This window comes from Pseudomonas sp. GV071 (assembly GCF_003050835.1).
Classification (GTDB): domain Bacteria; phylum Pseudomonadota; class Gammaproteobacteria; order Pseudomonadales; family Pseudomonadaceae; genus Aquipseudomonas.
In genome coordinates this window covers 1-20,870 of sequence record NZ_QAOJ01000013.1, presented here as the reverse complement: position 1 = coordinate 20,870, position 20,870 = coordinate 1, and the positions used below count along the sequence as shown (strand labels likewise).

16 protein-coding genes and 1 rRNA gene are annotated in these 20,870 nt (G+C 62.0%); 3 read left to right on the top strand and 14 right to left on the bottom strand.

Annotated features, from left to right (window positions below; translation table 11 throughout):
- Window positions 1-72: 72 nt before the first annotated feature.
- The 10 genes from can to C8K61_RS21785 form a co-directional block, all read right to left on the bottom strand.
- Complete coding sequence (gene can, locus C8K61_RS21830) at window positions 73-720, bottom strand: carbonate dehydratase (RefSeq protein ID WP_108098410.1); 648 nt, start codon at window positions 718-720, stop codon at window positions 73-75.
- Between the two features lie 82 nt (window positions 721-802).
- On the bottom strand, window positions 803-2,725 hold the full coding sequence (locus C8K61_RS21825) for a bifunctional UDP-sugar hydrolase/5'-nucleotidase (protein ID WP_108098550.1): 1,923 nt from the start codon (window positions 2,723-2,725) through the stop codon (window positions 803-805).
- 193 nt (window positions 2,726-2,918) lie between these two features.
- Entirely contained in the window at window positions 2,919-4,265 is a 1,347-nt protein-coding gene (locus tag C8K61_RS21820; RefSeq protein ID WP_108098409.1) for a flavin monoamine oxidase family protein, read from the bottom strand.
- A gap of 68 nt (window positions 4,266-4,333) precedes the next feature.
- Window positions 4,334-4,786, bottom strand: coding sequence for a ribosomal protein S18-alanine N-acetyltransferase (gene rimI / locus C8K61_RS21815; protein ID WP_108098408.1), 453 nt, complete (start codon window positions 4,784-4,786; stop codon window positions 4,334-4,336).
- Window positions 4,779-5,606: an energy transducer TonB gene (locus tag C8K61_RS21810; protein ID WP_108098407.1), complete on the bottom strand. Its 828-nt coding sequence runs from the start codon at window positions 5,604-5,606 to the stop codon at window positions 4,779-4,781. The genes rimI and C8K61_RS21810 overlap by 8 nt, the downstream gene beginning before the upstream one ends.
- Window positions 5,607-5,852: 246 nt before the next feature.
- Entirely contained in the window at window positions 5,853-8,201 is a 2,349-nt protein-coding gene (locus tag C8K61_RS21805; protein ID WP_108098406.1) for a DUF6160 family protein, read from the bottom strand.
- 26 nt (window positions 8,202-8,227) lie between these two features.
- Window positions 8,228-8,845: a hypothetical protein gene (locus C8K61_RS21800; protein ID WP_108098405.1), complete on the bottom strand. Its 618-nt coding sequence runs from the start codon at window positions 8,843-8,845 to the stop codon at window positions 8,228-8,230.
- Complete coding sequence (locus C8K61_RS21795) at window positions 8,835-9,872, bottom strand: hypothetical protein (protein WP_108098404.1); 1,038 nt, start codon at window positions 9,870-9,872, stop codon at window positions 8,835-8,837. The genes C8K61_RS21800 and C8K61_RS21795 overlap by 11 nt, the downstream gene beginning before the upstream one ends.
- Before the next feature lies 1 nt (window position 9,873).
- Entirely contained in the window at window positions 9,874-10,932 is a 1,059-nt protein-coding gene (locus tag C8K61_RS21790) for a DUF6160 family protein (protein ID WP_108098403.1), read from the bottom strand.
- A 194-nt stretch (window positions 10,933-11,126) separates the two neighbouring features.
- Window positions 11,127-11,735, bottom strand: coding sequence for a hypothetical protein (locus C8K61_RS21785; RefSeq protein WP_108098402.1), 609 nt, complete (start codon window positions 11,733-11,735; stop codon window positions 11,127-11,129).
- A gap of 266 nt (window positions 11,736-12,001) precedes the next feature.
- On the opposite strand from C8K61_RS21785, the gene mksB reads away from it, so the two are divergent.
- From mksB to mksF, 3 genes are read left to right on the top strand one after another with little or no spacing between them, the layout of a single operon-like run.
- The gene (gene mksB / locus C8K61_RS21780) at window positions 12,002-13,246 is read left to right on the top strand and encodes an Mks condensin complex protein MksB (protein WP_108098401.1); all 1,245 of its coding nucleotides are present in this window, start codon (window positions 12,002-12,004) and stop codon (window positions 13,244-13,246) included.
- A gap of 32 nt (window positions 13,247-13,278) precedes the next feature.
- A complete protein-coding gene (mksE, locus tag C8K61_RS21775; protein WP_108098400.1) occupies window positions 13,279-14,025 on the top strand; it encodes an Mks condensin complex protein MksE in 747 nt (248 codons plus the stop codon).
- On the top strand, window positions 14,022-16,844 hold the full coding sequence (gene mksF, locus C8K61_RS21770; RefSeq protein ID WP_108098399.1) for an Mks condensin complex protein MksF: 2,823 nt from the start codon (window positions 14,022-14,024) through the stop codon (window positions 16,842-16,844). Before mksE ends, mksF begins: the two co-directional genes overlap by 4 nt.
- A 113-nt stretch (window positions 16,845-16,957) precedes the next feature.
- Here mksF and C8K61_RS21765 read toward each other — a convergent pair whose 3' ends face one another.
- The 4 genes from C8K61_RS21765 to rrf form a co-directional block, all read right to left on the bottom strand.
- Window positions 16,958-19,258: a PqiB family protein gene (locus tag C8K61_RS21765; protein WP_108098398.1), complete on the bottom strand. Its 2,301-nt coding sequence runs from the start codon at window positions 19,256-19,258 to the stop codon at window positions 16,958-16,960.
- Window positions 19,251-19,877 carry a paraquat-inducible protein A gene (locus C8K61_RS21760; protein WP_108098397.1) on the bottom strand — a complete coding sequence of 209 codons (627 nt, stop codon included), beginning with the start codon at window positions 19,875-19,877 and terminating at the stop codon, window positions 19,251-19,253. The genes C8K61_RS21765 and C8K61_RS21760 overlap by 8 nt, the downstream gene beginning before the upstream one ends.
- Window positions 19,864-20,523, bottom strand: coding sequence for a paraquat-inducible protein A (locus C8K61_RS21755; RefSeq protein WP_108098396.1), 660 nt, complete (start codon window positions 20,521-20,523; stop codon window positions 19,864-19,866). Before C8K61_RS21755 ends, C8K61_RS21760 begins: the two co-directional genes overlap by 14 nt.
- A 224-nt stretch (window positions 20,524-20,747) precedes the next feature.
- Window positions 20,748-20,863 (bottom strand): 5S ribosomal RNA (gene rrf / locus C8K61_RS21750).
- Between the last annotated feature and the right edge of the window lie 7 nt (window positions 20,864-20,870).

The following is a 20,870-nucleotide window of genomic DNA, read 5'->3' as shown; positions in this document are numbered from 1 at the left end:
TCCAGTCCGCAATCGCCTCCCCTACGAAAAGCAGAGCAAAAGCATCGAGGCTTCAGCCTCGATGCTTTTGATTCAGCTCTGGCCGAGCGGACGCAGGCGGTATTGCGGCGGGAGTTGCTCCATGCCGCTGACGGTGACGTTGAGGTTTTTCCAGCGGCCGTCTTTGATGCCGTAGATGCAGCCGTGGACGGACAGTTTCTGGCCGCGGTGCCAGGCGTTCTGAACGATGGTGGTGTGGCTGACGTTGGCCACTTGCTGGATCACGTTCAGTTCGCACAGACGGTCGACTTGCTCTTCTTCAGTCGGCAGCTGCGCCAGGTGGTCGCGCTGTTCGTAGTAGAGGTCGCGGATCGAGCGGATCCAGCCGTCGATCAAGCCCAGTTGCACGTCCTTCATCGAAGCACGCACGCCGCCACAGCCGTAGTGGCCGGTGACCAGGATGTGTTTGACCTTGAGCACGTCCACCGCGTACTGGATCACCGACATGCAGTTGAGGTCGGTGTGCAGCACCACGTTGGCCACGTTGCGGTGAACGAATAGATCCCCTGGCAACATGCCGACGATTTCGTTGGCCGGCACCCGTGCATCCGAACAGCCGATCCACAGGTATTCGGGCACTTGCTGGCGGGCCAGTTTTTCGAAGAATTCCGGGTCTTCCTGTTTGATCGACTCCGCCCAACGCGCGTTGTTGTCAAACAGCTGCTGCAGATCGTCACTCATATCAGTACTCCCAAAAATCCGATGCGCACCCTACGGTGCGCCTGGTGCCTTTGACAAGCCGCCGGATGCTTGGGTCACAGCATTAATTCCGGCGGCGGCGCACGGCCTGGCGCAGCAGCCAGAGAATCAGCAGCAACCCCAGCACCACGACCACACTCACACCCCACTGCAAGGTGCCGGCATAACGGAACAGCTCGGCCGGCGCAAAGCTCGGTGCACGCACCATACGCTGTTCAGCGGCAGCACCTGTGGTGGGAATGTCCGCCAGGCCATCTCCGTCGACGTCCGGTAGACGGCGGATATGGTCGAGCAAACCCTGCCACTCTTTGTACTCCTGAATGCCGGGGGTGTTGGGGTCTGCGTCGATGATGGCGTCGTTGAGCTCGGCAAGCGGCTTGCCGTTGACGTCCTTGGGCACCACGGTCATCAGGCCTTTGCTCAGGTCGGAAATCAGCCAGGTAAAGCTGCCCACGTAGCTGCTGGCGCCAATGCTGTAGAGCCTGGAGTCTTTCAGGTCGAGGTCACGGTAACCGTGCACGGCATCGCCCAGCTCCACCCGGCTGACGCGGTCGAATGGCACGCGGTAGGGGTTGTAGCTAAAACGTAGCCCCGCCACACGGGGAAAGTAGCTGTCGCTGTCGCGCATCTGATAAGCCAGCAGCAACACCTCAAGGATGTCTTTCACCTCTTGCCCGGTGACATACACCTTCACCAGCGGGTAACCCGGTGCGTCGTCCAGTTGGCCGATGCCCAGTGGTGCGATGCGGAACAAATCAGACACCGCCTGCACGCCGGTACGGCCCTGGATCATGTCGTCGCGGATGGTGCCGTTGCCGGTGAAGGCAATGTCGCTGCCGGTGGCATCGCGCAGCGCGTCAGTGACCAGGTTGGCGAGAATCGGATCGTCGTGCTCGCGGGTCAGGGTTTTATCGACCTTGGCCAGCGGCTGGTCGAAGCGATAGCCCTTGGGCTCGAGCATCTGCTTGCTGACGTGTTGCTTGAAGTCGTCAACCAGGGTGGTGATCACCCCGTCGCCTTGGGTCTGGTCGTTGATCGGGTGCAGGCTGTAGTCGCGCACCTGGGTTTTGCCGTCCTCGCCCAGGCGCATATGCAACTCGCCCAGGTACTGGATTTCCGAACCGGCCTGCACCACCGGGGTGTGGCCGTTGACCAGCACCGGCTGCGGCAAGGCGGTATGCGAGTGGCCGCCAACGACGATGTCGATACCCGGCACCTGCTCGACCATTTCCACTTCTTCACCGCGCCAGCTGCCGTCGTCCTGCTGCGCCACGCCCATATGGGATAGCAGAATCACCACATCGACCTTGTCTTCCTCGCGGAGCTTTTTCACCATCGCCTTGGCGGTTTCGATCGGGTCGGCGAAGGTCACCGGCTTGGTCATCGGCGACACGGTGATGGCGTTGTAACCGAGCAGGCCAAACAGGCCGAAGCGGATCCCGCCCTTCTCGACGATTTTGTACGGCACGATGCGCCCGGCATCCTGGTGCGCCTTGAGGCTGTCGTCGCCAGGATTGTTGGGGTCGAACTGGATATTGCTGGCGATCACCGGCACCAGCTGGTCGCCTTCGGCCTTGGCGGCGGCGCTGAGCATGGCGGCCAGGCCCATGGGGCGGAAGTCGAATTCGTGGTTGCCGAGGGTGGTGGCGTCGTAGCCAATCTCGCTCATCAGACGCAGCTCGCTGCCAGCCTCGCGGGTGATGGTGTGAAACAGGGTGCCCATGGTGAAGTCACCGGCATCGAGCAACAGCAGTGGCTGCTCACCGGCAGCGGCGCGGCGTTCCTTGACCAGTGTCGCCAGACGCGCCACACCGCCGACGGTGCCGTCGTCGTTGGTGGTGGCCGGGGTGTATTCGTTGTTAGGGCCAAAACCCAACAGGCGCGACTGCCAGTCGTTGGTGTGCAAGATCGTGAAATCGCGCGGGGCGGCGGTGGCCAGGGTAGAGGTCAGCAACAGGCCAACTAGCAGGGGGCGGAGCAGGTGCATGAACAGGTCCTTATTCATCATCTTGTGGGGCCGCTCCACGCTCTTGTGGGAGGGGCTTTAGCCGCGAGCTTTTAGATCTACAGCATCGCGGCTAAAGCCCCTCCCACAAGGACCGCGCAGGCAAATAGGCTGCGAAGTATGGGCGACCACCGAAGCGGCCACAGCGACCGAACGCGCCGGCCGTTGTAGCCAATCAAGTCAGCGCCAGCACCTCAGCCGCCGCTCGCTCGGCGGCCTGCACCGCGCCATCGAAATAGCCCATCCAGCGCGTCGCTGTTTCCGTGCCGGCGAAATGCACACGGCCCTGAGGTTGGCGCAAGCGCGCCGCGCCGCTGCCCCACACGCCCGGTGGAAACAGCGCGGCGTAGCAGCCACGGGCAAAGGGTTCGTCGGCCCAGCACTTATCCACATACTCCAGGGGCTGCAGGGCCTGCTCGCCATAGTAACGGGCGAAGCATTGCAGCACCTGTGCACGCCGTTCGCCTTCGTCGCAGCTGCTCCAGTGGCGGGCTTCGTCGCCTTCGATAAAGCCCATCAACACACCTTTGCTCGAGCCCGGCACGCTGTTGTCGAAGGTCAAGCGCACCGGCCCGATCTCGCTGGTGGCCTGCCCGGACAAACCACGTTCGCGCCAGAACGGCCGCTCGTACATCGCCATGCACTTGATCACCGCACCTTGCGGCAAACGTTGCAGCAACTGGTCGCGCCAACCGGGCAGCAGCGGCTCCTGGGTAATGCGCAGCAGCAGGGTCGGCGGCACGGCGAAGATCACTCGCTTGGCGCGATGACTGCCCTGGTCGGTGATCAGCTCGACGTGATCGAGGCCCTGTTTCAGCGCCCGCACTGGTTGCGCCAATTGCACCGCGCCGTCCAGACGCAACGCCAGTTCCTCGCTGATGCGCTGCGAGCCGCCGACAATACGGTCCTGCTGCGCGCCTTTGTCCACGCCCAGCAGGGTGTCGAGGTTGGTGCCGCTCTTGATGTAAAACAGCACATGCAGAAACGACAGGTCGTGAGGTTTGGCGGCGAAGACGGCAGCACTGGCGAGGTCGAACACCGTGCGCGCCTGCTCAGTTTTCACCTGGCGGCGTAACCATTCGGCGAAGCTCATGCTGTCCCACAGCGGCGCCTTGGGGTGGCGGCTGGGGTCGTCGAGGTCGATCTGCCGGGCCAGGCGATCCAGCCGCCATTGCGCCTGGCCGATGTCCAGCAGCACGTGCGGGGCGAATTTGGGAATGGTGCCGCGATAGGGCTTGAGCCGGCCGCCGAACAGGGTGAGGTTGTCGCCCTGATTCCAGGTCGGAAAGGTGTCCAGCTTGAGCTCGGCGAGCAAGGCGAGAATACGCTCCTGCGTGGGCCCCACCCACTGACCACCGACTTCGGCGACCTCGCCGCTGGCGAACTGGTGGTTGAGGGTGCGGCCACCGACCCGGGCATTGGCTTCCAGCACCTTGACCCGCTGGCCAGCCTGGGCCAGACGCCAAGCGGCGGTCAGTCCGGAGATGCCCGCGCCGACCACAATCACATCGGTATCACCCATGCCCCAGATCCTTTTTTATGGTTATGGGGCCAGAGAGTACGTCAGTGCCAGAAAATCGAAAACCGGTTCTAGTCGAACAGGGTGCAGGCCATCACCAAGGCATCTTCACGGCCACCCGGGGCCGGATAGTAATCGCGACGGCGGCCGATTTCGTTGAAGCCATAACGCTCGTACAACCGGTACGCCGCCAGGTTGCTGGCACGCACTTCGAGGAAACACTCGCCGGCTTTCAGTTCCAGTGCGCGCTGCATAATGCGCTCCAACAGGAGCAAGCCCAGCCCCCGGCCCTGGCCGTGGGGGGCGATGGCGATATTGAGCAGATGGGCTTCGTCGATGATCACACTGAGAATGGCGTGGCCGACCTGGCGCTCGCCTTCGAACATCACCCAGCAGTCGTAACTGCTGAGGCCGTCATGGAACAGTTTGCGCGACCAGGGGTGGCTGTAGGCGGCGCATTCGATCTGGACTACTTCATCGAGATCCGCCTCGGTCATCGGGCGGATGGTAACGGTGTCATTCATGCAGCGACTCGGCTCCCTGCGTCTGCCAGCGGCGCATCACCCGCTGCATGGCCTGCCACAACGGCGCCTTGCGCACCGGCTCGTCCATCAACAGCTCCAGGCTCGGCATGGCCCAGGCAGCGCCCAGCCCTTCCACCTGCAGCTCGCGGTTATAGGCGTCTTCGTCCGCCTCACCAGCAAACCGGATGGCCGGCAAACCGACCAGCCACAAGCATTTGCAGTCCTGCTCCTGCTCCATACGCGCCATCAGAAAGCCTTGCACGTACTCCAGCGCAGCCTGCGGGCCCTGGTCCATATTGCCCTTGGCCAGCAGCGGCCAACGTACTGGCTCGCCGAGAATCTGCGGGCTGTCGGGCAGGCCGGCGGCGCGCAGCAGATCCTTGAGTAGCAGGTAGGCCGGATCACGAGCGGCGAAAGGCTCCCCGGTGGCCAACTCGGCCAGGATTACGCAGGAGCCGGCGCGCAGCAGTTGCAGGCTGAAACGGGGCGGCGGCAGCGGGGCCACTTTGGCCGGTGCAGCGGGTGTTTCTTCGTCGGCGGCCACAGGCTGTGGCTTGGCCTCAACCCGTGCGGTTGGGCGCGGGACTTCGATTTTTGGCCGTTCGGTAACGGTGGGCGGGCTGGGCTCGACGGTTGCTTGCGGCGCTGCAGCGGTTTGCTGCACCGGTTCGACGCTGACGGCTACCGGCTGCGGCTCGGGCTCAAGCGCTTCGAACAGTTCAGGACGAGACGGCGCGGCGAATGGCAGCGACACGCGGGGCAGCCAGTTGGCGACCTGCATGGCATTCAGATAAGCGCGACGGCGCAATTCGGTGATCATTTAGGCTCCACACGCAGGCGCTGGGTCTGCGTGATTGACGCAAGAAAGGGAGCGATTGTCGCCGCAAAGACGGGTGGGGGGAAAGGGTCGTGTCGGGTTCTGGTATGTGGTGATTTCAAACGCAGATCAAAGGCCCCTCTCCCCAGCCCTCTCCCGCAATCGGGCGAGGGAGCTGACCGCGCAGAGCCGCAAGCATAAGTCACCCCTCGCCCGCTTGCGGGAGAGGGCCGGGGGAGAGGGGCCGTTTTAGTTGATCGGCGTAGCCGTAAGGTTCGCCCGAATATCCGCGTTCTGCGCCTTGATCCCGTACATGGCCGTCACCGCCCCGCCGGTCGGGTGCACATTCTGCAAGCGGTCCACGTTCACTTCCTTGAACGTGATCCGGCCGTTCACGGCAAACCCCAACGGGTCCGGCGTCACGTTGGTGCCGGCATTGGCCCCGCTCTTGACCTTCACTTTGGTTGGCGCCACATCAAGGTTGAGGTCGGCATTGACGCCATAGGTGTTGGCGTTGGGATTGTTCGGATCGCCATCGGAGGTGGAGAAGTTGTCGATCACCAACTGCGCGCCGGTGCCATTGCCGCCGGTGCGGTTGGTCTCCCACAGAATCTGGTTGCGCTTCTCGTCGGTGGCCACGCCATTCACCGAACTGTCCACCGCGGTGTCACGCACAAAAACGCTTTTCAGTTTTACCGACACGCCTTCGTTGCCACGGTCTTCCCAGCGCCCACCCGCTGCACCGCAGGCACTGGCAGTGCCGCCGGATGCACCGACGCAGAGCGCTCCGGCGCCGCCCGAGCTGAGGGCCAAGGTCGAGCCCTGCTCATAACGCTTGAGCATGATCCGGCCGAGGCTGGTGCCGGTGGCGCGGTCGCCCCAGCGTACATCGCTGACGTCGAGTTTCGACCAGTAGGTGCCTTTGCGCAGTTCGACGCCTCCCTTCTCGCCCGTGGCGCCGCTGCTGATGTCCAGGGTGCCGTCGCGAAAGTGCATGTCGTAGCTGGTGCCGGACAGCCACAGGCCTCTGCCTGCCTCATCGACCGTGATCGCCGCGCGCGCTTCGGTAACGTAGAAGTCGGCGTTGTAGCGAACGCCGCTGCCGCTGAAACCTCCCGGTTGGATAGTCAGTTGGCCGTTCATGGTGAAGTCGTAGGCCGGGAAGATTTCCATCAGCACCAGCAGTTCGGTGCCGCCCTGCAGCGGCGCGGTGGCGCTACCAACCCGCAGGCCATCGAAGCTGTAGCTGCCTTTGATGTTGTTCAAGCCCAGGCGCAGGCCGTCGAAATGGCCGTTGTAGTTGCCCTTGCTCATGTCGCTCTGGGTGCCTGAGTAGCAACCGGTGCTGGCGCCGGCGGCGCAGCTCTTGGTCAGGTCGAGGGTGACCTGACCGGTGCCGTTGGTGCGCAGGCCACTGAACCACATGCTGTTGCCATTATCGGTAAGCGATACCGAGCTGTTGACCATGTTCCAGCTGACGTCGGCGGTGATGCCTTTGAGACCGGAATTGGGGTCGCCGCCAGGGCGCAGTTTCAGCCAGTTCTGTTTGGCTCCATCGTCGAGGAAGTTGAGGTCGATGCCCAGGCTACCGAGTTTCTGGTTGCTGGCGTTGCCGATGATCAGGCCGCCGAGGGTGGCGTTCAGGCGCAGGTCGGGGAATTTGACTTGGGCGTAATTGCCCGTGGTGTCGCTGGCCAGGTCGAGAAACAGGCCGTTGGTGCTGCTGAGCACTCCGGAGAAGTTTTCGGCGCGCAGCACACCTTCGTCCTGGTACTGGAACAGGCTGTTGCTGATGGTCAGGTTCGGCCGAATACGGATGCCCTGGCCGCTGGCGCCGCCACTGCCGATGCTAAGGCTGCCGCCCAGGCGCAGGTCGAGGTTGAGGCTGCCAAAACTTTTGTTGAAGTTGGGGTCGCGGGTATCCGGGCTGGTCGGCGTCGCCGGCACACCACTGACCGCGTCGCTGTGGGCCAGGTCCAGGCTGATGCCGCCGATGTTGGCGACCAACCGCGAGTTGCCGAGGTCGAGTTTGACCTCTTTGCCGCTGCCGCCACTGACGATGTCCAGGTAGGCGGCGTTGAGGTAGGCGTCGAACGACATGCCGTTGACGATCAGGTCGTAGCCGTTGTCGCGGTAGTAAAAGGTCACGTCGGTGAGCGACAGCTTGCTGTCATCCAGGCCGATTCCACTGACACCGCTGGCACCGCCGCCTTTGATTTTGAGGGTGGCGCCGAGGATGTAGAAGGCGCGGAAGCTGCCGAAGCTGTTGCTGCTGCCGGCCATTTCCACGTTGTTCACAGCCAGCACTTGCGGGCTGGCTTTGTGTTCGACCACCAACTGGTTGCCGACCACGTCGATCTTGGTGGTGGAGGTGGATGTGCTGCCGCTGGCCGGACGGTTGCTGACCTCTTTCAGCGCCACGGTTTTGCCGTCTTCGCTGTAGCTGACGTTGCTCGCCGACCAGCCGCCGCCGCTGATTTCCATGCTGATGCCGGACTGGCCGTTGACGCTGGCCAGGCTGTCGTCGTCCAGCGCCTGCATGGCCAGGCTCGGCAAACTGAGGCAGAGCAGTGGCAATAGCAGCAGATTTCTGGGCATCCGCTTACTCCTCAATTTTTAGGCTCTCAGTTTTTAGGGAACACCAGCACGTTGCCTTGCATACGAATGCTGCCGTCGATCTTCGCCGAGAAAATATTGGTCTGTTGGTACGTCGCGTCGCCACCATTGGCTGCGGTGCCGGCCTTGTTGCGCCAGCCGCCCTGGTTGGCCACGGCGAAGGTGAAGCGTGCGTCCTGGAATTTCATTTCGTTGGGTAGGCCGAACTCCAGGGTGTCCTGGCCGAACGTGGCGCCATCGCCATTGAAGCCGCTGTCGATAAAGCGCGTGCGCAGGGTCAGGCCGTCGAAGCTGAAAATACCTTTCATGTTGTCCAGCACGTACCAGCCGCCGGCCGCTTCGGCGCGAATGGCCAGGCGCATGCCGCAGTCTTCCGGCGAGCTGGAACCAAGGGTGGCGCAACTGCGCTGGGTGGCAGTCCAGGTGCTGGCGGTGTTGCTGCTGGGGGTGGTCCACAACACGCCGCCGTTTTTGTTGATGCTGAAGTCGCCGGACAAGTACACCCCGCCCTGGCCACTGGTGGCGCTCAAGGCGTCGTCCGCCATCGGCTGCAGCTCGCTGCGCGCCAGCGCCGGCAGCAACAGCGCGATCCACAGGAACAACCACTCGATGCGTCTAAAGGTCATGACTGGTCACCTTCAGGTAGTTGATGCTCAGGCCCTCGAGCGCGTTGTAGCCGAAGTTGTAGCCACCGGTGTTGTAGTTGCCGCTGCCGACTTTGAGGTTGTCGATGATGATGTTGGTGCGCGGCGCGTTGGCGTAGAAGTCGCTGGCCAGGGTATTGCGCTGGGCGGTGGTGGTGCCGCCAGCAGTGGGGTTGGGCAGTTCGAGGACAAACTGGCCATTGCTGTTGACGTCGAACAGCAACGGCTGGGTTTTGCCGTAGCCCAGGGCAATATTGGCGTAGGTGTTGCTCAGGGTGATGGTGCGCGCTTCCTGCTCGGCGGCGCTGGTGCAGTTGGTGGCACCGGCGGCGCAGGACATTACCGTGAGGCTTTTGGCATACAGGTTCAGGCGCATTTCGCCGACCAGCTGGCTGCGCGCGTTGTCGCCCCACAGGCGCAGGTAGGAGCCGTCCATGGCCAGCTCGGCGATGTCGATATTGAGAATGTCGGTGCGCCCGGCGGCCACCTGGAAGTCGAAACGAATGCCCAGGTCAGCCTTCTCGCTGGCGCGGCTGGAGCAGTTGCTGCCGGCGGCGGCGTAACCGGAAATACAGGCCTGGCCGGCAGCACCGGTCAGGCGCTCAGGAAAAGTCAGGGCCAGCACCGCGACGTTGCTCGGCGTGGTCTGCACCCACACACCGTCATCGCGCAGGGTGCGCAGGTTTTCGCCTTTATTCAGGTCGAGGGTGAACGGCGAGCTGAGACGGCCGATGGTCACCGGGTTGAGGTTGGCGCCCTTGTTGCTGCCGGCGGCGCCCAGGTAAAACTCCTTCACCGAGATCGGCACGTTCTGGCCGCTGCCGTTGGTGATGTCGTTGATGGTGATGGTCGAGTTGTTGGCATCCAGCAGGATGTTTTCCAGGACGAAACCAAACCCGGCGCCCTGCACGCCGGACAGTTCCTGGTCATCCAGGGCTTGCATCTCGGCACGGGCCAGGCTGCTGACCGCCAGCAGCGCCAACGCGGCAAACCGCAACGGGGCACTCATCTCAGCACCCGGAAGTCGCGGAACCGAGGCAGGTGTCCTGCCGCGGAATTCCATTGAAGGCCTGGTTGAAGTCGATGTTGATCGGCGAAACCATATTGCCGTTGGCGTCTTTGTACTTGGGCATGTTCATGAAGGCGCCTTTGAGGGCGGTCATGAAGGAGTTGCTGTCCAGATCGCGCCAGGCCACATCCTTGGTTTGCAAGGAAATGAAGAAGCCTTTGGTCGCGCCCTCGATGGCGGCGGTGTTGGCCTGGTCGACCACCGCCATATTGCCCACTGGCAACGACTTGAATTGAGCCAGGTTGAAGCAGGTCTGGATGCCCAACAGGGCGCAACCGTCAGATTTGATAATGCCCAGCGCTGCGTCAGTGAGAATCGGCAGGCAACCGCTGGTGCAGGTCAGACCATCACCGTTCTTGATCCCGGCCTGGGTGCCGCGAACCGGGTCGGCAGCGCCGCTGCTGTTGACCAGTTGCGCATCGGCCTCAAGCGTACTGGTGGTGTAGATGCCGCCGATGCCCAAGATCAGTTTCTGGCCCACGTTGGCCACGTCGTAAATCGCCTGGCCACTGCCCTTGATATGCACCGGCACGTTGCCGGTGAGGCTGGCGATGTCGCCGGACAAGGTGCCCTTGGCCTCGCCAAAACCGATGCGCACACCGACCACCTTGTTGCCTTCGTAGGCCAGTTCGATAAACGGGTTGGCGATCTTGAAGGCGTTGATGCTGTCGTCGGCATTCACCGTGCCGAGGGCAAAGTTGTTGATCAGGATGTCGGAAGAGCCCGCGACTTCACCCGGCCGTGTGGTGCTGTCGTTGTATTGGCCGAGCTGGAGCTTTTTCATGTTCAGCTGGGTGTCGAGGTTGACCCCCAGATTCACCCGCGTGTAGTTGATGCCGGCATTGGCGTCGGTGGTCAGGTTGATAAACGCCTGACCGGTGACATTCGACAACTCGCTATCGGCCAACGCCTCCAGCTTGGCCTGGGCAGGGCCAGCCAGCAGAGCGCCAGTGAGCAGAGAGACATAACCAAGTGCGGCAAGGCTACGGGGCGAGCGCATGGTGATTTCCTTATTCTTATTGTGGCCGGACCCCAGGCGTAAACGCGGCAGGAATCCACGGCATCACTATAAGAAGCTCGGTCGCCACACACGCCCGACCCATAGTCGAGTTTGCACAGGAGAATTTGGGCGGGAGGCTGGGCGACTGTTACGCAAAATCACACTGGCGTAACGCCACCCTGGCAGGCGGGGGATCAGTGCTGACGGAACAGCGCGATCAGGTGATCGGCAATCGCGCCCTTGATCGCGTCGACGCTGAGTTTGGAGCTGTTACCCAGCTTGGCCGGGTTGATGCGGTGCAGGTGCAGCGAGGGCATGCGCGCTTCGTACTCACGCAGGTCGCCCTTGATCAGCACCGGCAGAAAGCTTTCGCCCTTGGCCTGGTAGCGCTGGATCAATAGCTTGAGCCCTTCCTGAAACGGCAACTCCTTGGACGCCACCAGACGGTGTTCACCCGGAATCTTCAAGTACAGGCCGCTGTAACCCATGGTTTCGCCGGGCAGGATGTGGATGCCGGTGGGCTCCACCGCGTCGGCGGGAATGTCGTTGAAGGTGTCGTGCCAGGCCTGCTCGTCGGGGAGGATGGTGATACTGCCCTCTTCGGCTTCCGGCACCACGAAGCTGTAATTGCTGTAGAGCTTTTCCACGTAGCTGGAATAGATGCACAGGCGGTTTTCGAAACGCTGCAAAAAGGCCACGGCCTCGCGGCGATCGGTGATCGCGTCCAGGTCCCAGTCGAGGTCGCTCTGGCGTTCCAACTCATCCCAGCGGGCTTGGGCGTAGGCGGCAGTGTTAGCGGACATGGGCGTTCCAGAAAGTGCAGTTGCCAACCCTATCGCAGAAAACATGCCAACGGTTTCAAGTACTTGAAACGCTGACTGGGGAGGTAACAGGGTTGAAACAAAGGTTCGCGCGGGGGTCGCTAAGTGCCGTAATTGGTCACTTTTGCAGGGTAAATGCATCGCGGCTGAATCGGATGGCCTTTGATCACCTGAGAATGAAGCGCCCCACCCCTCATGCAGTACAATCGCGACCTTTGCCCCACCCCTAATCAAAAAAACGAGTGCACATGATCGAGCCCAAGCGCGTATTGCGCGCCCTCGCTGAACACTGGACGTTACTCGAGCCGCTCTGTGAGCGGTTCGACCAAGGCACCATGAGCCTGATCGAACTGCGCGCGCAGTTGGCGGTGCAATTGGTGGAGAGCACCCCGGCCGATATCACCGGCCTGCTGGACACCTGGATCCGCCTGGACATCCTGGTGCCGGTGGCCAAGAGCCCGAACCGCTTCGAGCTCAATGCGCAAATTCACGACTTCCTCGCCTACCTGCGCCGCGAACACCGCCTTGGCCTGTGCCTGGAAATCGAAGCCTATCTGCGCCACCTCGAACGCCTGGCCGGTTACATTCAGGATGCCTTCGAGATTCGCGACGCCAGCGACCTGGCCCGCCAACTGCGGCTGCTGGATATGCGCGTGCGCGACGTGCTGAAAAAACTCGCCAATGACGAACAGGCGCTGGTCGGCGTAGCCGATCGGGCCAAGACCAGCGACCGGCAGATTCCCCTGCGTCAGCGTTATGCCGAAGTCCTGGCGACCTGGGACGAGTACGTCGAGCCGATGATTCAGCTGGTCAACGCCGACGGTGCCTTCGAACAGGGCGTGCGCCGTGTCGAGCAGGTGCTGTTGAAGCTGCTCAGCGAGCAACATCGCCTGGGCCAACTGGTGGATGACGACCTGCTGCTGCGCACCCATGCGCGCATTCTGGAAATGCAGACCACCGCCCAACTGACCCTGCGCCGCGCCCGCGAGCTGCTGCTGCCGCTGCGTGAAGAAGCGCGCCGGCACAATGCCGTGACCCGCGGCGCGGCGCTGGCGTTGTCGGCGATTCGCCGCAAGGGCCTGGACGCCGTACCGCAGGCGGCCATGCCGCTGTTCACCCGGCCGCAGAGCACCTTTCTCGGCAGTACCAGCCAGGTCGAGTCGTATGTCTATGCCCTGGCTCGTTTCGAACCCAAACCCACGCAATTTCCCAAGGCCAGCGGCACCCGCAAAGGTGGCGATGCGCCCCAGGCGCCGCGCACCGCGCGGGAAATGCTCGAGCGCTGCCAGAGCGCCCTGCCGCTGCCGGACCTGATGGTCTGGCTGCTGGAGCAGGAGCCCACTGGCGCCACCGACGAGCTGTTGTACTGGTTCTCGCGCCTGTCGCGTGACGGCCGCTTCCAGCGCGAACGCCTGGAGCGCCGCGATTACCTCACCGCCGAGCACCAGGTCAGCCTGTGCTCGTTTGCCCTGGTGGCCAGCAAACATGCGTAAGCCCGTAGCCGACTTTCTGAAGAAGCCTGTGTATGAATATTGACCTGTCCGAACTGAGCCAACTGGCGCCAATCTTTCGCGAGCTGTTCAAGGGTTACCACGTCAGCCACCGCGACGCCGAGCTGTACAGCCAACTGTCCAACCAGCAGGACGCCTACCGCGCGCTATTTCGCGCGTTGGGGTTTGAATTGGTCTGCGACAGCCGCGGTTTCTACTACTTCGTGCCCGAACAGATGGGCGCCCAGGTGAACAAGACCGCCCAGCGTCTGGCGTTGTTTACCTTCATTCTGGTCGAGCACCTCGCCGACCAGGGCCGCGACCCGCTGGCGGTGCTCGATGGCGGCAGCCTCGGCCGCGATGAGCTGCCACCGTTGCTGGAGAAGTACCGCGACCTGTTTCTGCAGGCCGAAGTCACCACCCAGGAAGAGCTGGAAGAAAAGGTCATGCGGCGTATGACGCAGCTGGGTTTCGCCAGCGAAGACAACGGCATCTACCGCTTTCTGCCGCCGATGCACCGCTTCCTTGATGTATGCCTGTCGGTGCAACAGGACCGCGACCTGGCGGCCAGCCTGCACAGCGTGTTGCCGCTGCCCACCCCGGTACTGGTGGATGAGGACAGCAGTGAAGACGACATTCTGCTGATCGAGGGCGAAGACGACGGCGATATACCGCCGTTGCCCGGCGCCGTCGTTGCGCTGGTTCAGGAAGAAGAAAGCGAAGAACAGGCCCTGGTCCGCGCCATGGCTGAAGAGCGTGCCAATCAGGAGAACGACGCATGAGCCAGGAACGCTACGGTATTCGCCGCTTTGCCCTGCTGAACACCGCCGGCTACAGCCTGGGCTTGTTCCCGCTGGAACAGCCGCTGTCGGTGTACGGCGCCAACAACTTGGGCAAGAGTGCCTCGATCAACGCCCTGCAATTCCCGATTCTGGCGCGCATGTCCGACATGAGCTTCGGCAAGTACAGCCTGGAAGCCTCGCGCAAGTTCTACTTCGCCAGCGACACCAGCTACATCCTCGTCGAAGTGTCCCTGCCGCACGGCCCGCACGTGATCGGCGTGGCCGGTCGTGGCCCGGGTGGCGGTTTCGGTCACCAGTTCTTCGCCTATGCCGGCGAGCTGCACCTGGAGCACTACCAGAAGAACGGCACCTGCCTGCGTCAGCGCGAGCTGTTTGCCAACCTCGAACGCGAGAACATCAAGGCCTACGAGCTCAAGCCCGAAGAGCTGCGGCGCTTGCTGGTGGGCGGGCACACCTCGATTCCGCTGGACCTGACCCTGATCCCGCTGCGCTCCACCAGTGAACAGAGCCTGAAGACCTTCCGCGCGCTGTTTATCAACCTGCTGCACATGCGCGAAATCACGGCGGCCAAACTCAAGCAGCTGTTCCTCGATGCCTTCGAGCACAGCCTGCGTTCGGGTAGCGTCGATTACATTGCCGCGTGCGAAGAAGCCTTCCGCGATGTACGCCGGATGGAAGCCGACTACCAATCGCTGGTCGCTGCCGGGCCGTTGGTGGAAGCGCTGAGTGCCGGCGTGGCCCAGCGCGAAGTGCTGCGCGGCAAGCTGCACCGCATTTCGCCGCTGCTCGATTCCTTGCTCGGCGCCTGGCAGGACTACGCCGGCGCCCGCCGCGAAGAGCTGGTGATTCAAGCCGAGCACTACCGTGGCGAGCAGGATGGCCTGCAACAGAACCAGCGCGGCGGCACCCAGGAGCTGATGCGTCTGGAGCGCGAGATCAGCGAGATTCAACGCTGGCTCGGCGAGTTCGGCGTGCTCAAGCAGCGCTTCGCCCTGGTCGACAATGCCCAGGTGCTGGAGCAGCAACTGCTGGCCGCCAAGGATGCCCACGACGAACTGGCTGGCGCCCTGGCGCAGTCGCGGCAGTTCAGCAGCGAAGACCTCGACGAGCGTCTGCGTGACCTGGAGAAACGCTTGAAGTCGGTGCGCCAACAACTGGAACACGCCGACAACAACAGCTACGCCCGCCTGCGTGAAGAGTTCAGCCAACAGGACGTCGAGCGCCTGATGCGCCTGTTCAATGGTGCGCTGTTCAGCCTGCCATTGGGCGAACACGGCATTGGCCTGGACGAAGACGGCAAGTGGGTGAAATCCCTGGAAGTGATCCTCGACGGCTTCAAAGCCGAGCGCTTCGAAGTGCCGGGCTTGAGCATCGACCTCAGCCATATCGAACCGCCGGCCCTGCAAGCCCTGGCTGACCGTGCCGCGTTGCGCGATCAGAAAGAACGCTTGGAGAAAGAGCTGAAACAGCTCAAGACCCAGCAGAGCGTGGCGTCTGACCGTGCCGCCAGCAAGGCCCAGGCCGAAAGCCTGTACAACCAGGTGCTGGACGCACAGAAAGCCCTGGAAGACTTCCGTCGCAGCCAGACCCTGGCCGTCGAAGAGCCGGGCAAACTGGAGCAGCTGGCGCAGGCCGAAGCGGCCCAGGATGACCTCAAGCGCGCCAGTGATGCCTTCACCGAACGCGTCCAGCAACTGTCGGCCAAGCTGCAGTTGGTTGGTCGCCAGTTGGCCGATCTGGAGGCCAAGGAACGCACCCTGGAAGACGCCCTGCGTCGCCGTCAGTTGCTACCGGCCAACCTGCCGTTCGGTACGCCGTTTATGGATCCGGTGGACGACTCGCTGGACAACCTGCTGCCGCTGCTCAACGACTACCAAGACGCCTGGCAGAGCCTGCAGCGCATCGACGGGCAGATCGACGCGCTGTACGCGCAGATCCGCCTCAAGGGTGTGGCCAAGTTCGACAGCGAAGACGATGTCGAGCGCCGCCTGCACCTGTTGGTCAACGCCTACGCCCACCGTCAGGACGAAGCCCTGACCCTGGCCAAGGCGCGCCGCGCCGCGGTCACCGATATCGCCCGGACCCTGCGCAATATCCGCAGCGACTACGACAACCTCGAACACCAGTTGGCCTTGTTCAACCGCGAGATCAACCGTCGCCAGGTCTCCAACCTGGAAAGCTTTCGCATCGTGCTGGCGCCGAACAAGGACGCGCTAAAGCACATCGACCAGATCATCCACAGCGCCGGTCAGTACGAAGAAGGCGAAACCCTGAGCGTGTTCGACCTCAACCAGTCGGCCGATCAGGACGTGCGCAACGAGGAAGCCAAGGAATACCTGGCACGCCTGGTAGCGGCCAACCATAACCAGTTGGGGCTCAAGGATCTGTTCGAGCTCGCATTCGAAATCACCAAGGTCGGCGGCCAGCCGATCGTGCACACCGACATTGATGGCGCCGCGTCCAACGGCACCACCATGACCATCAAGGCACTGACCAACATGTACCTGTTGCTGCACCTGATGGACCGCGAACAAGCCGGCAAGGTACGCCTGCCGTACTACCTGGACGAAGCCGCGGACATCGACGAACGCAACCAGCAGGCACTGATCGAAACCAGCCTGCAGCTGGGCTTCGTGCCGATTCTGGCCAGTGTGAAACCGCAGGTGAGCGCCCATATCGCCATCGACCTGGAAGGCGGCAGTGGGCCGAACGGGATTTACATCGATGAGGCGGATTGGAAGTACATCCGTCGGCATGCGCCGGTGGTGAAGGCTGAGGCGGAGGTTGAACCGGCGTAAAGACCAATCGCGGCTAAAGCCGCTCCTACGAATCGTGCGATCTCGTAGGAGCGGCTTTAGCCGCGAAGCTTTTGACCACCATGGAACAGGGCCGCTATTGCGGCCCTTTTTGTTTATTTACCCACAGGTATTTTCGGCGCCCACTTCAGCCACTCATCATTGGCCTCTTCATTCAGCGCAAAGGTCTGCTCCGCCTTCACCGGCGCACCCATCTGCTCGCCATCTGGAGTCGCGAAGGCAATGCCGCCCTGCAGCAACGACTCAACCGACTCAGTGCGCACCTTGGCGCCCTTGAACAGGCCCCAATCCACCGAGAAACCACTGGCACTCCAGAAGCGGCTGCCACTGCGGACCAGAGCGGCATACTTCGGCTCGATCAGGATGCGGATCAGCACGCGGTCGGCGTTGGAGCCCAGTTCAATGCCAGTGACTTTGCCAACCTGCACTTCGCGGTAGGTGACCGGCACATCAATCTTGATCGAGCCGCGGCGCGGTGCGCTGAGGGTCAGACGCAACCCGCTTTCCTGAGTGGTCAGCACCGGCGGTTCACTCAGTGCGACGAAGTTGGTCTGTGGTGTGACAGCCTTGGCCGCCGGCTGCACTTGCAGGTATTGACCGCTGACCAGGGTGTCGAGGTTGGCGGTGCGGATCAGGCCTAACTCCGGTTTCACCACCCAGAACTGCGAGCCGACGCGGGCAACTTTGTCCGCGCCCTCGGTGATACGAGCGGTGAGCTGCACGGCTTGCAGATCGTCGGTGAGGGTCACGGTTTCGACTTTGCCCAGATCAATGCCTTTGTAGCGAATCGGCGTGCCGGGTTTCAGACCGTCACCCGAGTCGACGCGAATGTTGATCACCGTGCCTTTTTGCAGCGCGTTTTCGCGATCGGTGTGCAAGGTAAAACGCTGCACCCGCTTGGTCGGCGCGGCTTTGGGGTCTGGGGTTTCGAAACTGATACCACCGGCGAGCAGCGTTTGCAGCGACTCACTTTTCACCGTGACGCCGGACAGGCCGCCGGTGAGGGTGATGCCGCTGGCGTTCCAGAAGCGCGTGGAGTTGTTCACCAGATTGGCGTACTCCGGCTCGATATGCACACCGATGGCCACGCGTTTGCGGTCGCGGGCCAGTTGGTAGCTCTGCACGGTGCCGACTTTGATCTGTTTGTAGAGCACCGGGCTGCCAACCTCCAGCGAGCCCAATACTTCGCTGTAGAGTACAAGGTGCAGGCCAGGGGCACTGAGGTCGAGCGGTGGAGGCTTGAGGCGAGCGACAAAGTCGCGGGCCGGCGGGTTAGGCCGCTCCCCCGGCCGCACTGCGATGTAGTTGCCCTTCACCAAGGCTTCGATGCCGGTGATTCCCGCCAGCGAGATGACAGGTTTGACCACCCAGAATTCGGTTCCCTCTACGAGATAGTCTTCTCCACGAGGGTCCATCGCCAACTCGGCCGAAGCAGTGGACAGGTCGTCATTGATCTTCAGGGTTTTCAGCGTGCCGACCTGAATCCCCTTGTACATCACGGGCGTGCGGCCTGCCTGCAAGCCCTCAAAGTCAGCGAGTTTGACGTTGACCTTGATACCCACCTGGGCGGCGTCGAAATCTTCGTATAGACGAAACGGCAGGCTTGGGTCCGTGGGCGGGCTGTCTTTACGGTGCTCAGGTGTGGCGAATGCGATACCACCGGCCACGATGCTCGCCAGCGATTCGGTGTGGACCTTGAAGCCACTCAGATCGGCGTTCACCGTCACGCCGCTAGCGTTCCAGAAGCGCGTGTGTTTACGCACCAGTTGCGCGTACTGCGGCTCGATGAATACCTTCACTTCGATGGTGGTCTGGTCGGCGGCAAGGCTGTAGCTCTTCACCCGGCCCACCTGGATTTGCTTGTAGAACACCGGGCTGTCGCGGTTCAGCGAGCCCAGGCGTTCGGCCTTCAGGGTCAGGTGCAAACCGGGCACCGAATCGGCAATCGGCGGCACTTCGTCCAGGGCGGTGAATTTACGTTCCGGCTCGCCGTCGCCCGGCGCGGCGGTGATGTAATTACCCGACACCAAGGTTTCCAGACCCGTCACACCGGCCAGGCTGACGCTAGGCTTGACCAGCCAGAAGCGGGTGTTGGTGCGCAGGTATTTCTCGACGTCTTTATCCATTTCCACCGTGGCGATGACCCCACGGCGGGCGCCGGTGTCGTCCAGGGTGAGGGTTTTGACCTTACCGACCGGCATGCCTTTGTAGATAACTTCGGTCTTGCCAGCCTGAATACCATCGCCGGTGGCGAAGATGATCTGAATATCGATGCCTGCCTGGTCGTAGGCGCGCCAGGCCAACCAGCCGCCAATCAGCAGGGCAATCAGCGGCAGGACCCAGATGGCGGACCAGTTGGAGGCCGGGCGGATTTTGGCTTTGGGCAGATCAGTCATTGTCATCGTCGTCCGTTTCGGTGTTGTCCCAGAGCAAGCGCGGGTCGAAGGTTAATGCAGCCAACATGGTCAGGATAACCACACTGCAAAAAGCGGCGGCGCCATAACCCGGTTCGATACTGGCCAGGCTGCCAAAGTTGACCAGGGCCACCAGGATGGCGATGACAAACACATCGAGCATCGACCAGCGGCCTATCCATTCAATAAAGCGGTACATGACGATGCGCTGGCGGGGCGACATCGGTAGCCGGCGTTGCACCGAGTACAGCAGCAAACCAATGCCCACCAGCTTGAAAGTGGGCACCAGAATACTGGCGATAAACACCACGGCGGCAATGGGGATCATGCCGAACTGAACCAGGGCGATCACCCCGGACATGATGGTGTCGGGCTCGCCTTTACCGAGGGTGCTGACGGTCATGATCGGCAGCAGATTGGCGGGGACATAAAGCACGGCAGAGGTCAGCAGCAATGCCCAGGTCCGTGTGAGGCTATTAGGCTTGCGCGCATGCACGCTGCCACCACAGCGAGTACAGAACTGGCTGTGGCTGTCGGGCTCTTCCCGGTTCAGTTGGTGGCATTCGTGGCACACCAGAATGCCTGCATCAATGGCCCGCATGGTCATCCTCTCCCGATAACGCATCCCAGATTTGATGTGGCGTCATGGTCACTTCCAGCCAGACCTGAATCAGCAGCAGCGATACAAAACAGGCCAAGCCGACGCCCAGCGTTATGTCCGCCAGACCGATGAGTTTCACCACCGATACCAGCGTGCCCATCAGATAGACCTCCAGCATGCCCCACTCACGCATATGGTGATAAATGCGGTAAAGCAGCAGGCCGTAACTGCGGCCGAATTTCAATTGGATGCTGAGCAAAACCAGGAATTGGCAGACCAGCTTGAGCAACGGTACCGCCATGCTGGCGAGAAATACCACCACGGCCACGCCTTGCATGCCGGACTCGTAGAGGGCGAGGACGCCACTCCAAACGGTGTCGGTGCTGTTCTGGCCGAGTAGGCTCAGTTCCATGATCGGTAGAAAGTTGGCCGGGAAATACAGCAATAGTGCTGCAATCACCAACGCCATACTGCGCTTCACCACCTTCGGGCGGCTCATATACAACTCATAACCGCAGCGCGGACAGTGAGCACTTTCGCCGACCTGCAGCTCGGGTTTTTGCATCAGCAAGTCGCACTCATGGCAGGCGGTCAACGCCTCCAATGGCATCTCGGACAGTTCACCAGCATCTGCAACATCAGACATGGAAAAAGCTCTAGAGGGTTTTGCCTACAGGGTAAACGAACAGGTCTGCGCGTGGCGGACCACTGCTGGCAATCCTAGACGCAATAAGGAGGAATGCGTCTATCGCGACCTGTTATTTCTTCGTTTGCTGGCCGGATGGGGCAATGATCAGCCTGCCGCCCACTTTTCTCGGCGCAAAAAAAAACCCCCCACTCGCTTTCGCGAATGAGGGGTTTGGAATTTAAGCTTGACGATGACCTACTCTCACATGGGGAAACCCCACACTACCATCGGCGATGCGTCGTTTCACTACTGAGTTCGGGATGGGATCAGGTGGTTCCAACGCTCTATGGTCGTCAAGCAATTCG